Genomic DNA, 14,259 nt, shown 5'->3' with positions numbered 1-14,259 from the left:
TCATCGCCATGTGTCGTGGATGACGGAAGCCTGTGAGCACAATTGTCTTGGCGCGGCTGCACGACACGAGAGTTGGGGAGGCAGGAACGGCGGTGGCGGAACGGAGCACGGCAGCCGTCGACGGCTCGGCGGCCGGCCGCAGCGATGCGGCCGACACGATGAACGCTGCGGACACGGAAGAACCGGCCGGTGCCGCGGGGGACCCGGCCGCCGAGACCCCCGCTGCCGACACCTCGGCCGCGGAGACCCTGTCCGCGGAGCCTCCTGCCGCGGAGATTCCCGCCGCCGAGCCCTCCGCGGCGGAGGCGGAGCCCGCCGCGCCCGAGGAACCGCCCCGCGGCGGCGTTCCCGCCGTCGACATGCACAGCGGCCACAAACTCGCCGGGCGTTACCGGCTGGAGGAGTGCGTCACCCGGCTCGACGGCTTCAGCAGCTGGCGCGCGGTCGACGAGAAGCTGCGCCGCGCCGTCGGCGTGCACGTCCTGGCCGCCGGGCACGCCCACGCCCGCGCCGTGCTCGACGCCGCGCGCGCCGCAGCCCTCATCGGCGACCCGCGCTTCGTCCAGGTCCTCGACGCCGTCGAGGAGGACGGCGTCGTCTACGTGGTCCACGAGTGGCTCCCCGACGCCACCGAGTTGTCCACGCTGCTCGTCGGCGGAACGCCGCTGGAGCCGCACGAGGCGTACGAACTCGTCACGCAGGTCTCCCAGGCGATGGCCGCCGCCCACCGCAAGGACCTCGCGCACCTCAGGCTGACGCCGTCCGCCGTGCTGCGCACCGGCAGCGGACAGTGGCGCATCCGCGGGCTGTCCGTGCACGCGGCGCTGTACGGCACCGAGGCGGACGACCCGCAGCGCACCGACACCGAGGCCGTCGGCGCCCTGCTGTACGCCGCCCTGACGGGCCGCTGGCCGTACGAAGGGGACGCCTACGGGCTGGCGGGCCTACCCAAGCACGTCGGCCTCATCGCCCCGGACCAGGTGCGCGCGGGGGTGCACCGCGGGCTGTCAGAGCTCGCCATGCGCGCGCTCGCGGCCGGCTCCCCCGCCGCCGCGGCGCACGCGCGGCCGTGCACGACACCCGCCGAGCTGAGCACCGCGGTTGCCGAACTGCCCCGCATCCGCCCCCCGGAGCCGCAGTACCGGCGGCCCGCGCCGTACCAGCAGACGACGTACCAGCAGGGCTACGCGCAGAGCGGCGGTCGCCCCGGCGGGCCCGCCGTACGCCCCAACGCCACCGCACGACCGCCTGCTCCGCCCGCGCTGCCGGGGCGTACCGGGAAGGCCGTGAAGTGGTGCGTGTCCGTGCTGCTGATCGTCGCGCTGGCCCTGGCCAGCTGGCAGCTCGCCGACGCCCTGATCAACCACGACGGCCGCAACGGCGACTCCGGCAACTCGGCGGCGCAGCCCGGGAGCGGGGGCTCCGGCGGCGGGCGCCAGTCCGGCGGCAAGCCGGTGGAGATCGAGAGCGCCCGGGACTTCGATCCGTACGGCACCGGCAGCGAGAGCCCGAGCAGCGTCCCCGCGGCCTACGACTCCGACCCGACGAGCTACTGGGAGACCAAGTGGTACACCAGCGCGGTCTTCGGGAACCTCAAGGAGGGCGTCGGGCTGATCCTGGACCTCGGTGAGGCCAAGCGCGTCGGCAGCGCCAAGGTGACCCTCATCGGCGATACCGACGTGACCGCCATGGCCACCCCGCAGGACGCGGCGTCGATGCCGACGGAGCTCGCCGGTTTCGAGGAGTTCGACGCCGCGACAGGCACCAATCTGACGCTCAAGCCCACCAAGCCGGTCGTCACCCAGTACGTTCTGCTGTGGCTCACGGAGATTCCGCCGTCGGCCGAGGGGAACTTCCGTGGCAAGATCTCCGACATCGAAATTCGGAGCTGAGCACGCAGCACTCGACCTGGGGAGGGGTCGGCGTTGGAAGACGCCAACGGCGGCGACGTCGATGACCGCACGCTCCTCGCCCGCCATGTCTCCGGTGAGGACCCGCACGCCTTCGCCGAGATCGTCAGACGCCACCGGGACCGGCTGTGGGCCGTGGCGCTCCGCACCCTCGGCGACCGCGAGGAGGCCGCGGACGCCGTGCAGGACGCGCTGCTGTCGGCGTTCCGCGCGGCGCACACCTTCCGCGGCCAGTCCGCCGTCACCACCTGGCTGCACCGCATCACCGTGAACGCCTGCCTGGACCGGGCCCGCAAGGCCGCCAGCCGCCGCGCGGCACCGGTCGCGGACACCCAGCACTTCGAGCAGCTGCTGGAGCCGGAGGAGTCCGCCGAGGCGCCCGCGGAGCGGCAGGACACCGGTCGTGAGCTACGCCAGGCGCTGGCGACCCTGCCCGCGGAGCAGCGGGCCGCCCTGGTGCTCGTGGACATGGAGGGCTACCCCGTGGCGGAGGCGGCCGACATCCTCGGCGTTCCCGCGGGTACCGTGAAGAGTCGCTGCGCCCGCGGTCGCGCCCGCCTCCTTCCGCTCGTACGTCATCTGCGGCTGTCCGCCGCCGGCTCCGGGGCAGGAGGACGGAACCCGGCGCCGGGGGCATCCGTCCCACCGACGGCAGAGCAGAACGACGTACGTGCGGCGAAGGGCGGAGGTGAGAAGTCGTGACGCAGACCCCGCAGCCATCCGGCACCGGCGACGGGCACCCGGAGGTCGACGAGCTGGCCGACCTCGCCGAGGGTCTGACGTCCCCCGCCCGCAGCCAGCAGCTCCATCGCCATCTCGACGAGTGCGCCACCTGCCGGGAGATCCGGGAAGCCCTCGACGGCGTACGCGGACTCCTCGGCAGCCTCCCTGACCCCACCCCGATGCCGGCCGAGATCGCGGGACGTATCGACGCGGCGCTGGCGGCCGAGGCGCGCTACGCCGCCGATGTGTCAGCGGCCGATGTTTCACGTGAAACCGCGTCGCCGGACTTCCCTGTACCCGCGCCACGCGAGTCTGTTTCACGTGAAACACGGCCGAGCCGCTCGCACCGCCGCCCCGCCGCACACCGCGCGGACACCACCGGCCCCGGCCGACGGGCGCGACGCTGGCCGCGCGTTCTTCTCGGCGCCGCGGGGGCGGCGGCGATCGTCGCGCTGAGCATCGTGCTCATCCAGCTCCCGGGGAGCAGCGGAGACCGGGCGGGCAATGCGGATGTGTCCGCCGCCCAGGACGGCTCCCGGGACAGCGCCCCGAAGACCATGCCGAGCGAGGGCGGCGGCCAGGCGCCGCTGAACGCCGCCTCGCTTGAGTCCCGCGTTCTCGGCATGCTCCAGCAGCCGGAGAGTCGGGAGAGCGACGACGCCGGCGAGGGTGCGGCCGGCACCGAGGACGGGCCTTTCATGACCGAGGGCGACTCCCCGCAGCTGCCCGAGTGCGTACGGGCCGCCGTCAACCGCACAGAGGCCCCGCTCGCGGCCCAGACCGACACATACGAGGGAACCCCTGCCTACGTGGTCGTGCTGCCGCACACCGGCGACCCCCAGCGAGTGGACGCCTACGTGGTGGATTCCTCCTGCACAGCCTCGCCGGACCAGCCGGGCGAGATCCTGCGGCACGACACCTTCCGACGCCCCTGAACCACGCCCGCCCCGCATCGGGAATGTCCGGCCCGTAGGATCCGTTGGGTGGGGAGAGAGGGACAGGACGTAGTCGGTCCCCGCCCCTTCAGGCAGCCGGTCGTAGACAAGGAAGAGTCCGTGAGCGACGTCCGCAACGTGATCATCATCGGCTCGGGGCCGGCGGGGTACACCGCCGCGCTGTACACCGCCCGCGCCGCGCTGCAGCCGCTGGTCTTCGAAGGCGCTGTCACCGCCGGTGGTGCTCTCATGAACACCACCGACGTGGAGAACTTCCCGGGGTTCCGCGACGGGATCATGGGTCCGGACCTGATGGACAACATGCGGGCCCAGGCGGAGCGCTTCGGCGCCGAGCTGGTACCCGACGATGTGGTGGCCGTCGACCTCACGGGCGACATCAAAACCGTCACCGACACGGCGGGCACCGTGCACCGCGCCCGGTCCGTGATCGTCTCCACGGGTTCGCAGCACCGCAAGCTGGGGCTGCCGCGCGAGGACGAGCTGTCCGGCCGGGGCATCTCGTGGTGCGCCACGTGTGACGGCTTCTTCTTCCGCGAGCAGGACATCGTGGTCGTCGGCGGCGGCGACACCGCGATGGAGGAGGCGACGTTCCTCTCCCGCTTTGCCCGCAGCGTCACGGTGGTCCACCGCCGGGACAGCCTGCGAGCCAGCAAGGCGATGCAGGAGCGGGCCTTCGCCGACCCGAAGATCTCGTTCATCTGGGACAGCGCGGTCTCTGCCATCCACGGCGGGGACAAGGTCTCCGGTCTGACCCTGCGGAACACCAAGACCGGCGAGGAGTCCGAGATCGCGGTCACGGGTCTGTTCATCGCCATCGGGCACGACCCGCGCACGGAGCTGTTCAAGGGACAGCTGGAACTCGACGGGGAGGGTTACCTCACGGTCGACGCCCCCTCCACGCGCACCAACCTCGCCGGGGTCTTCGCGTCGGGCGACGTCGTCGACCACACCTACCGCCAGGCGATCACCGCGGCCGGGACGGGCTGCGCCTCGGCTCTGGACGCCGAGCGCTACCTCGCCGCGATCGCCGACGAGCAGAAGTCGGCGGAGCCGGAGAAGGTCGCAGACGCCGTCTGAGACCGAGCAGCCATCAACGCACAACGACGTAAGGAGTACGCCATGGCCGGTGCCACGGTGACCGCAACTGACGCGGACTTCGAGGAGAAGGTTCTCAAGAGCGACAAGCCCGTACTGGTGGACTTCTGGGCTGCCTGGTGCGGCCCGTGCCGCCAGATCGCCCCGTCGCTGGAGGCCATCGCCGCGGAGAACCCCGAGAAGATCACCATCGTCAAGCTCAACATCGACGAGAACCCGGCAACGGCCGCTAAGTACGGCATCATGTCGATCCCGACGATGAATGTCTACCAGGGCGGCGAGGTCGTGAAGACCATTGTCGGCGCCAAGCCGAAGACCGCTCTGGAGCGCGACCTCAACGAGTTCCTCGCCTGAGAAAGCGCCCCCGTTTCACGTGAAACATCGTCGTGAGCGTGGAGCGTGAACCGCAGTCGCGGACATACGAAGGGCCCGTCCCCGGACGGGCCCTTCGTCGTACGCGGCCGGCATCAGAGCGGTCGCAGCACCGGGTCCTTCTGCACGGCGCCGAGGAGCTTGTCGAGCGCCAACTCCACGTCCTCCTTCCAGGAGATCGCGGAGCGCAGCTCCAACCGCATCCGCGGATAACGGGGGTGGGGCCGTACGGTCTTGAAGCCGACCGACACCAGGTGGTCCGCCGGCAGCACACACGCCGGCTCCTTCCAGGCCGCGTCCCCGAAGGCTTCGACGGCCTTCACGCCGCGGCGCAGAAGATCCTTCGCGACGGTCTGGACGAGGGTCCGGCCGAGACCCTGACCCTGATATCCCGGGTTGAGCCACGCGGTCATCAGCTGGACGGCGTCCGCTGACACCGGGCTCGTCGGAAAGGCGAGGGAGCGGGGCACGTAAGCGGGCGGGGCGTACATCACGAACCCGGCCGGAACATCGTCTACGTAGACGACCCGGCCGCAGGATCCCCACTCCAGCAGAACGGCGGAGATCCAGGCTTCCTTCTCCAGCTCCGGACGGCCGGACTTGACGGCCGCCTCACCATTGACAGGGTCCAGCTCCCAGAAGACACACGAGCGACAACGCTTGGGGACGTCCGGGAGGTTGTCCAGGGTGAGCGGTACGAGCCTTCGCCCCATGAAGCCCGATCCTCTCCTTCACCGGCATCCCCCTCGATACCCGTATGCATCGTATCCGGAGACAACAAAACAGGCCGCGGATTCCCTCCGCGGCCTGTCTCGTCGGGATCGGCGAGAGGAGCGGTCACTCGTCGTCGTCGGCGTCCTCGTCGCTCAGCTTCTTCTCCAACACCCTGCCCTCGCCGGGGGCCATCGAGCCGAGAATGCGCTCCAGATCCTCTATCGAGGCGAACTCGACGACGATCTTTCCCTTCTTCTGGCCGAGGTCGACCTTCACCCGGGTCTCGAAGCGGTCGGAGAGCCGGGACGCCAGATCGGTCAGCGCCGGAGACATCCGGTTGCCGGCCCGGGGCGCCTTCGGCCGGCGCCCGCTCTTGGGCTCCGACCCCATCAGGGTCACGATCTCCTCGACTGCCCGCACCGACAGCCCCTCGGCCACGATGCGGTGTGCCAGCCGGTCCTGCTCTCCCGGTTCCTCCACGGACAGCAGCGCCCGCGCATGGCCCGCGGAGATCACCCCGGCCGCCACCCGCCGCTGTACGGGCGGCGAGAGCCGCAGCAGCCGCAGCGTGTTGGAGACCTGAGGGCGCGAGCGACCGATCCGGTCGGCCAGCTGGTCGTGCGTGCACGCGAAGTCCCGCAGCAACTGGTCGTAGGCGGCCGCCTCTTCCAGCGGGTTGAGCTGTGCCCGATGCAGGTTCTCCAGGAGCGCGTCCAGGAGGAGCTTCTCGTCGTCCGTGGCTCGGACGATCGCCGGGATCTGCTCCATGCCGGCCTCACGGCAGGCACGCCAGCGGCGCTCACCCATGACCAGCTCATAGCGGTCCGGACCCAGTCGGCGGACGACGACCGGCTGGAGGAGCCCGACCTCCTGGATGGAGGTGACCAACTCGGCGAGGGAGTCCTCGTCGAACACCTCACGCGGCTGCCGCGGGTTCGGCGTGATGGCGTCCAGCGGAACCTCGGCGAAGTGCGCACCGGCCACTTCGCCGCCCTCCACGGCGCCCTCGACGGCCGGCGTCGCCTCGTAGGCGTTCTCCGGCGGCGGCTGCTCCTCGTAACCCGGTGTCTCGTGCTGGGGCGCCCGCTCCGACACTATGACCGGCACCGCACCCGGCGACATAGTGGCGCCGCCGACAAGCGGTCCCGAGTCATCGGCGGGAGTGGGGGCGGCGGGGATCAGCGCCCCCAGCCCGCGGCCCAGTCCTCTGCGTCGTTCCGTCACTGAGCCCCTCCGTCGTGCTGCTCGTGATGAGCCTCGCCCTGCCCGCTCATGCCGCGCAGGGCCATTTCGCGAGCCGCCTCCAGATAGGAGAGCGAGCCGCTCGACCCCGGGTCGTAGGTGAGGACCGTCTGCCCGTAGCTCGGTGCCTCGGAGATGCGCACCGATCGCGGGATGCTGGTCCTCAGCACCTCGGCGCCGAAGTGACCGCGGACTTCGTCCGCCACCTGGGAGGCCAGCCGTGTCCTCCCGTCGTACATCGTGAGGAGGATCGTCGACACGTGGAGCCTGGGGTTGAGATGCCCGCGCACCAAGTCGACGTTGTGCAGCAGCTGACCCAGCCCTTCCAGCGCGTAGTACTCGCACTGGATCGGGATGAGCACCTCGTTGCCCGCCACCATGGCGTTGACGGTCAACAGGCCGAGCGAGGGCGGGCAGTCGATGAAGATGTAGTCCAACGGCTGCTCGTAGGTGTCGATCGCCCGCATCAGCCGGCTCTCCCGCGCCACCAGCGAGACCAACTCGATCTCCGCGCCCGCGAGATCGATGGTGGCCGGCGCACAGAACAGCCCCTCAACATCGGGGACCGGCTGCACCACCTCGGCCAGCGGCTTGGCCTCCACCAGCACGTCGTAGACCGACGGCACCTCCGCATGGTGGTCCACACCCAACGCGGTCGAGGCATTGCCCTGCGGATCGAGGTCGATGACCAGCACTCGGGCACCGTGCAGGGCCAGCGATGCCGCCAGGTTGACCGTGGTGGTGGTTTTGCCGACCCCACCCTTCTGGTTGGCGACGACCATCACACGGGTCCGCTCGGGGCGCGGCAGACCCTGACCGGCCCGCCCGAGCGCCTCTACGGCGAGCTGAGCGGCACGCCCGATCGGAGTGTCGTCCATGGGAGGCGGAGTTTCACGTGAAACATCCGCCGATTCGGAGCGGGGACCGGGGACCGGATCGGCCATCGGTCCCGCGACATTGGCGTCGGACCGCAAGGATTCACTCTCCTCGACTTCAGACTCGCACTGCACAGAGCCTGCCATGCTTTCGGGGTCGCGAACCAGCGAGGTCCGTTCTCCTGTGGATGATTCCTTGTTATCCACAGCCGATCCGCGGGCATCTGGGGCACCGCGTCCTCGGCTGAGGATCCCGGGGAGCAACGAACGATGTTTCACGTGAAACACGATGCACAGCCCCGAGGGCACCACCGCAGCGACACTCCGGTGTATGTACGGTAGGCGGCTTTAATGGACCGATCGGCCCTCTTCAGGATACGAGCAGACTAGCGGTGTCGGCCGTGCCCGCCGCGACCGCCCTTGCGAGCGGCCCGCGCCCGCTTCGCGGCGAAGCGCACACCCCCCGGACTCTCGCCCACCACGGCTCGCACCACGGTTGCCGGTGGGTCCACCACATCGGCTCCGACCTGCACGATCTCCGTCTCCGTGACGCCGAGCTTGTGCAGCGCGGCCTTCGAGGCGCGCAGCTCCTCCTCGGCGCTCTCGCCCTTCAGCGCAAGCATCTCTCCGTACGGGCGCAGCAGCGGGACGCCCCAGCCGGCCAGCCGGTCCAGCGGGGCCACCGCCCGGGCGGTGACGACATGGACGGGCTCCAGCGTGCCGAGGACTTCCTCGGCCCGGCCGCGGACGACCGTCACCTGCTGTTCAAGGCCCAGCAGCTCGGTGACCTCCTGCAGAAAGCGGGTCCGTCGCAGCAACGGCTCCAGCAGCGTGATCCGCAGGTCGGGGCGGACCAGCGCCAGCGGAATCCCCGGCAGCCCCGCACCCGAGCCGACGTCGCAGACCGCGACGCCCTCGGGCACGACCTCGCCGAGCACCGCGCAGTTCAGCAGGTGCCGCTCCCACAGCCGAGGCACCTCCCGCGGGCCGATCAGCCCGCGTGTCACCGCCGTGTCGGCAAGCAGCTCGGCGTAACGCACCGCGTCCGGGAGGGCGCCGCCGAAGACCTTGTCGGCGGCTTCCGGCACCGGCGGGAGTTCCGCAACATCGGACACGGGGACGTCCTCTCGCTGGAGCGCCGGCGGTCGAGCGACGGCTGGTGACAGGGGGAGCAGTCTGGGCCGGTCGGTCAACCGGCCCAGGGGTGGAACACGTGCGACCCGGTCAGGCCGGGAGCACGACGACGCGCCGCTCGGGCTCCTCGCCCTCCGACTCGCTGCGCAGCCCCGCGGCCTTCACCGCGTCGTGCACCACCTTGCGCTCGAACGGGGACATCGGCCGCAGCTTCTCCGGCTCGCCGCTCTCCTTCACCCGCGCCACGGCCTCGGTGCCCAGCTCGGTGAGCTCCTCCCGCTTACGGGCCCGGAATCCCGCGATGTCCAGCATCAGCCGGCTGCGGTCACCCGTCTCCCGGTGTACGGCCAGCCGCGTCAGCTCCTGCAGCGCCTCCAGCACCTCGCCGTCGCGCCCCACCAACTTCTGCAGCTGGCGATCCGACGCCCCTTCGCTGATGATCGACACCGAGGCCCGGCCGCCCTCGACGTCCATGTCGATGTCGCCGTCGAGGTCCGCGATGTCGAGCAGCTCCTCCAGGTAGTCGGCGGCGATCTCGCCTTCCTGCTCAAGCCGCGTCAGGACGTCCTCGGCCGTGGCCTCGGTCTTCTCGGGCTGGGCCTCGATCTCCGAACCGGCCTCGCCGGTCGCGGAAGCGGTGTCCGTCACGTGGGGGCTCCTTCTTACTTCTTCGACGGGTGCTTGGGCCGCTGCGGCCCCTTGCGCTGACCGGACTTCGCGTTGCGGGCGTTCCCACCCGAACCCGAACCGCCGCGGCCGGATGAGCCGCCCGCCTTCTTCTTCGCAGAGTTCGACGCGGGCTTCTTGTCCTCGGGCTCCGCGTCATCGTCGGCGCCCTCCTGCCGCTGGCCGGCGCCGCCAGACTGGGCGTGGCTGCGGCGCTGGGACTTCGACTGCCGCTTCGGCTGCTGGCGCCGACCGGGGTCGCCGCCGCCCGGCTTGGCGTCCGACAGCGGCGTCTCGCTCTTGATCACGCTGCCGTCCGCCTGGGGCTGCAGGTCGTGCTTGGCCAGCGCCGACACGAACTTCTTCTCGTCCTCGTTGCGGTCCTTGCCCTTGGCGACCATCTGCTTGACGACGTAACGGTCCCGGCGACCGCGAACGCCGCCGCGGTCGATGACGTGCTTCTGCATGCGCTCCAGCAGGTGCGCGTAGGACTTGCTGCCCGGGGTGGGGTTCCGCTTGATCACGTACATCTGCTGGCCCATGGACCACACGTTGGTGGTCAGCCAGTAGATCAGGACGCCGACGGGGAAGTTGATGCCGAAGACGGCGAACATGAGCGGGAAGATGTACATCAGCATCTTCTGCTGCTGCATGAACGGGGTCTTGACCGTCAGGTCGACGTTCTTCGTCATCAGCTGGCGCTGTGTGTAGAACTGCGACCCCGACATCAGCACGATCATGATGACGGTGACGACCCGCACGTCGGCGAGCGAGGAGCCGAGGCTCTCCACCTTGCTCGCGCTGTCCATGAACTTCGCGGCGATCGGGGCGCCGAAGACGTGGGCCTCACGGGCCTGCTCGACCTGCGTGGCGTTGAGGACGCCGACCTCGTGATTGCCGGCGATCTTGTTCAGCACCTGGAAGAGCGCCAGGAAGAAGGGGGACTGGGCGAGGATGGGAAGACAGCTTGAGAGCGGGTTGGTACCCGTCTCCCGGTACAGCTTCATCATCTCCTCGGACTGGCGCTGCTTGTCGTTCTTGTAGCGCTCCTGGATCGCCTTCATCTTCGGCTGCAGCACCTGCATGTTCCGAGTCGCCTTGATCTGCTTCACGAAGAGCGGGATCAGGGCGATACGGATCACGACCACCAGCGCGACGATGGACAGACCCCAGGCCCATCCGCTGTCCTCGGGGAACACGAGGCTGAACAGCGAGTGGAACTGGACGATGATCCAGGAAACTGCCGTATAGAGAGGACCGAGGATCGTGTCCACGAATCAGGCTCCTTGGGCGTTGGGCTGCGTCTTGCCCAGCCGGCTGCGCAGCCGCTGGTGCCAGACCGGACGCTTACGAGGCGGTACATGATCGACTCCGCCGAGCGACCACGGGTTGCAGCGCAGGATGCGCCACGCCGTCAGGGCAGTGCCCTTCAGCGCGCCGTGCAGCCGGATCGACTCGTAGCCGTAGTGCGAGCACGACGGGTAGTACTTGCAGACCGGCCCGAGCAGCGGGCTGATGGTCCACTGGTAGAGCTTGATCAACCAAAGCAGCGGATACTTCATCGCGGCGCCCTTCCCAGCAACCGCCCCAGCGCTGCGTCCAGGTCATCGCGCAGCCGGTCGAAACCGGCCTCCGCGGCGCCAGGCAGCGCCCGTACGACCACCAGGCTACCTGCGGGCAGCTGATCCAACCGATCCCGTATGAGATGACGCAGGCGACGCTTGACGAGGTTGCGCGCGACCGCCGATCCGACGGCCCTGCTGACGACGAAACCCGCACGCGGCGGGGAGGCGTCCTCCCCGGCGGCATGCGGGTCACCGCCGCTCTTCAGATGTACGACGAGCAGGGGGCGGCCAGCCCGCCGCCCGCGGCGTACCGCTCGGGCAAAGTCCTCGCGCCGCCGCAGCCGGTGCTCAGCGGGCAGCACGGCACACCAGCGGGTCAGGCGGACAGGCGTGCGCGACCCTTGTTGCGACGGGCCGTGACGATGGCACGGCCGGCGCGGGTACGCATACGCAGCCGGAAGCCGTGCGTCTTGGCACGCTTGCGGTTGTTCGGCTGGAAAGTGCGCTTGCTCACTCGGGGGCTCCAGGAGAGTTGTCTCGGGTGGATAGGCGCCGAACAGCTGCCACCGTGCGCCCTCGAGCCGCTCGTCACCGCCCGACACGTGACATGATCACTGTCGCGGCCTGAGACTGATCGGAGGCAGGCGGCAGCAGCCGTCGACATCTCGACCTCGACACGGTACGCGGGCGCGCGCCGTCCGGTCAAACCGGCCCCGCGCGCCCGACACGCCACCGGTCACTGTGCACAGCCTGTGGACAACGACTTGAATGGTGCTGCTCGGCGTGACTACCGTGGCTGGACTTCCGACCCCTGCGCGGATCCATCCCGCCCGTCCCGAGATCACACCTTCGTGACCTGCCGTAACCTGAAAGAGCGTGCCCCGTGGCCGACCTGCCTGCCGATCTCGCTGCAGTCTGGCCACGCGTTCTCGAGCGGTTGCTCGCGGACGACCAGGGCATCGAGGCCAAGGACCACCGCTGGCTCCGGGACTGCCAGCCGCTCGTCCTCGTCGCCGGCACCGCCGTGCTGGCCGTACCCAACGAATACGCCAAAGGCGTCTTCGAGGGCCGCCTCTCCTCCAAGATCACCGAGGCGCTGAGCCACGCCTGCCACCAGCCCATCGGCCTGGCCGTCACCGTCAGCCCCGGCGAGCAGGAGCCGGCGCAGCCGCAGCAGCAGGCCCAGCCCGCGCCCACGCGGCCGGGCCCCGAGTCGAGCGCGCACGGGCCGCACGCGCCCCACGCCCCCCAGGGGTCGCAGCCGCCGGCGCACGAGCAGCCCGCGCATTCCAGCGCCCCGCACCTTCCCCTGCCCCACACCGCCGCCGCGCAGCCTCCACATCAGCAGCCCCCGCATCAGACGCACCAGCCACAGCCGCCGCACCAGAGCCACGGTGGTCAGCTCCCCGAGCCGCCGTACGACGGGTACAGCCGCCCGGCCTCCGCGGACGACCACCTGCCCACCGCCGCCCCGACGTACCCCGAGTACGCCCAGCCGCGCCCGGCGCCGGCCGCCTGGCCCCGCGCCGACCACCACCCGGGCCCGCCCGGCGCGCAGCCGGACGGCACCGTCGGCGCCGACGGCACGGACTTCTACGCGGCCCATGACCACCTCGCGCAGCGGCCCGCCCACGACAGGTACGCCCACCCCGGGAGCCACCCCGGGAGCCACCCCGGCGGGCCCGGCCCCTCCGGCGCCCCGATCCCGCCGCTCGTCCAGGCCATGGGCAACGTCGAGCTGCCCGCGCCCAGCGGCGCGCCCGGCCCGCTCGCCGCCCAGCCCGCCCCCGCCACCGGCCCCGGCGAGCCGACGGCGCGGCTGAACCCGAAGTACCTCTTCGACACCTTCGTCATCGGCGCCTCGAACCGCTTCGCGCACGCCGCCGCGGTCGCCGTCGCCGAGGCCCCCGCCAAGGCGTACAACCCGCTGTTCATCTACGGCGAGTCCGGCCTGGGCAAGACGCACCTGCTGCACGCCATCGGCCACTACGCCCGCAGCCTCTACCCCGGCACCCGCGTGCGCTACGTGAGTTCCGAGGAGTTCACCAACGAGTTCATCAACTCCATCCGCGACGGCAAGGCGGACACGTTCCGCAAGCGCTACCGCGACATGGACATCCTCCTGGTCGACGACGTCCAGTTCCTGGCGAGCAAGGAGTCGACGCAGGAGGAGTTCTTCCACACCTTCAACACGCTGCACAACGCCAACAAGCAGATCGTGCTCTCCAGCGACCGGCCGCCCAAGCAGCTGATCACCCTGGAGGACCGGCTCCGCAACCGCTTCGAGTGGGGCCTGATCACCGACGTGCAGCCGCCGGAGCTGGAGACCCGGATCGCGATCCTGCGCAAGAAGGCGGTCCAGGAGCAGCTGAACGCGCCGCCCGAGGTGCTGGAGTTCATCGCCTCCCGGATCTCCCGCAACATCCGCGAGCTCGAAGGCGCCCTGATCCGGGTCACGGCCTTCGCCTCGCTCAACCGCCAGCCGGTCGACCTCGGGCTCACCGAGATCGTGCTGAAGGACCTCATCCCCGGCGGCGAGGACGCGGCCCCGGAGATCACCGCGGCCGCGATCATGGCCGCCACCGCCGACTACTTCGGCCTGACGGTGGAGGACCTCTGCGGCTCCTCCCGCAGCCGCGTGCTGGTCACCGCGCGCCAGATCGCCATGTATCTGTGCCGGGAGCTGACGGACCTCTCCCTGCCGAAGATCGGTGCCCAGTTCGGCAACCGGGACCACACCACCGTGATGCACGCGGACCGCAAGATCCGGGCGCTGATGGCTGAGCGGCGCTCCATCTACAACCAGGTCACCGAGCTGACCAACCGCATCAAGAACAGCTGAGCCGCTCCGCCGCGGCCGTCCCCGGCGCCTTCCCGCCCCGCTGCGTCCTCCCGCCTCCGCACGCCTCCCGCCGCACGCCGGTACGCCGCGCCGTGCCCACGCCCTGCCCCCACGCCGCACCCACGCGTCCGTCTCCGGCCGGCGCACCCGAACAGCCGATCCCCC

15 protein-coding genes are annotated in these 14,259 nt (G+C 70.5%); 6 read left to right on the top strand and 9 right to left on the bottom strand.

Features of this window, described 5'->3' with window-relative positions:
* The first annotated feature begins 92 nt into the window (after positions 1-92).
* The 5 genes from T328_RS25015 to trxA all read left to right on the top strand — a co-directional run bounded on the left by T328_RS25015 (position 93) and on the right by trxA (position 5,038).
* Complete coding sequence (locus T328_RS25015; protein ID WP_496498409.1) at positions 93-1,892, top strand: protein kinase family protein; 1,800 nt, start codon at positions 93-95, stop codon at positions 1,890-1,892.
* Between the two features lie 33 nt (positions 1,893-1,925).
* Positions 1,926-2,612, top strand: coding sequence for an RNA polymerase sigma factor SigM (gene sigM / locus T328_RS25010; RefSeq protein ID WP_496498408.1), 687 nt, complete (start codon positions 1,926-1,928; stop codon positions 2,610-2,612).
* Positions 2,609-3,568 (top strand): RsmA family anti-sigma factor, encoded by a 960-nt coding sequence (locus T328_RS25005; RefSeq protein WP_496498407.1) that lies wholly within the window; start codon positions 2,609-2,611, stop codon positions 3,566-3,568. Before sigM ends, T328_RS25005 begins: the two co-directional genes overlap by 4 nt.
* Positions 3,569-3,688: 120 nt before the next feature.
* On the top strand, positions 3,689-4,666 hold the full coding sequence (gene trxB, locus T328_RS25000; RefSeq protein ID WP_496498406.1) for a thioredoxin-disulfide reductase: 978 nt from the start codon (positions 3,689-3,691) through the stop codon (positions 4,664-4,666).
* Positions 4,667-4,678: 12 nt separating this feature from the next.
* Positions 4,679-5,038, top strand: coding sequence for a thioredoxin (trxA, locus tag T328_RS24995; RefSeq protein ID WP_496498494.1), 360 nt, complete (start codon positions 4,679-4,681; stop codon positions 5,036-5,038).
* A 113-nt stretch (positions 5,039-5,151) separates the two neighbouring features.
* Here trxA and T328_RS24990 read toward each other — a convergent pair whose 3' ends face one another.
* From T328_RS24990 to rpmH, 9 genes are all read right to left on the bottom strand, one after another.
* Complete coding sequence (locus T328_RS24990; protein WP_496498405.1) at positions 5,152-5,769, bottom strand: GNAT family N-acetyltransferase; 618 nt, start codon at positions 5,767-5,769, stop codon at positions 5,152-5,154.
* Positions 5,770-5,893: 124 nt separating this feature from the next.
* On the bottom strand, positions 5,894-6,994 hold the full coding sequence (locus T328_RS24985) for a ParB/RepB/Spo0J family partition protein (protein ID WP_496498404.1): 1,101 nt from the start codon (positions 6,992-6,994) through the stop codon (positions 5,894-5,896).
* Positions 6,991-8,034 carry a ParA family protein gene (locus T328_RS24980; protein ID WP_496498493.1) on the bottom strand — a complete coding sequence of 348 codons (1,044 nt, stop codon included), beginning with the start codon at positions 8,032-8,034 and terminating at the stop codon, positions 6,991-6,993. Before T328_RS24980 ends, T328_RS24985 begins: the two co-directional genes overlap by 4 nt.
* A gap of 239 nt (positions 8,035-8,273) precedes the next feature.
* Positions 8,274-9,002, bottom strand: coding sequence for a 16S rRNA (guanine(527)-N(7))-methyltransferase RsmG (rsmG, locus tag T328_RS24975; RefSeq protein WP_496498403.1), 729 nt, complete (start codon positions 9,000-9,002; stop codon positions 8,274-8,276).
* Between the two features lie 109 nt (positions 9,003-9,111).
* Positions 9,112-9,627: a Jag family protein gene (locus T328_RS24970; protein WP_496498492.1), complete on the bottom strand. Its 516-nt coding sequence runs from the start codon at positions 9,625-9,627 to the stop codon at positions 9,112-9,114.
* Positions 9,628-9,683: 56 nt separating this feature from the next.
* The gene (yidC, locus tag T328_RS24965) at positions 9,684-10,961 is read right to left on the bottom strand and encodes a membrane protein insertase YidC (protein WP_496498402.1); all 1,278 of its coding nucleotides are present in this window, start codon (positions 10,959-10,961) and stop codon (positions 9,684-9,686) included.
* Between the two features lie 3 nt (positions 10,962-10,964).
* Positions 10,965-11,249, bottom strand: a complete 285-nt coding sequence (gene yidD, locus T328_RS24960; RefSeq protein ID WP_496498401.1) for a membrane protein insertion efficiency factor YidD — start codon at positions 11,247-11,249, stop codon at positions 10,965-10,967.
* Positions 11,246-11,614, bottom strand: coding sequence for a ribonuclease P protein component (gene rnpA / locus T328_RS24955; protein ID WP_496498400.1), 369 nt, complete (start codon positions 11,612-11,614; stop codon positions 11,246-11,248). Before rnpA ends, yidD begins: the two co-directional genes overlap by 4 nt.
* A 14-nt stretch (positions 11,615-11,628) precedes the next feature.
* A complete protein-coding gene (gene rpmH, locus T328_RS24950; RefSeq protein WP_027741629.1) occupies positions 11,629-11,766 on the bottom strand; it encodes a 50S ribosomal protein L34 in 138 nt (45 codons plus the stop codon).
* Positions 11,767-12,135: 369 nt separating this feature from the next.
* On the opposite strand from rpmH, the gene dnaA reads away from it, so the two are divergent.
* Positions 12,136-14,094: a chromosomal replication initiator protein DnaA gene (dnaA, locus tag T328_RS24945; RefSeq protein ID WP_496498399.1), complete on the top strand. Its 1,959-nt coding sequence runs from the start codon at positions 12,136-12,138 to the stop codon at positions 14,092-14,094.
* Positions 14,095-14,259: the final 165 nt, after the last annotated feature.

The sequence above is a fragment of the Streptomyces sp. CNX435 genome (assembly GCF_059570575.1).
This window is presented reverse-complemented; position numbering and strand designations above follow the sequence as displayed.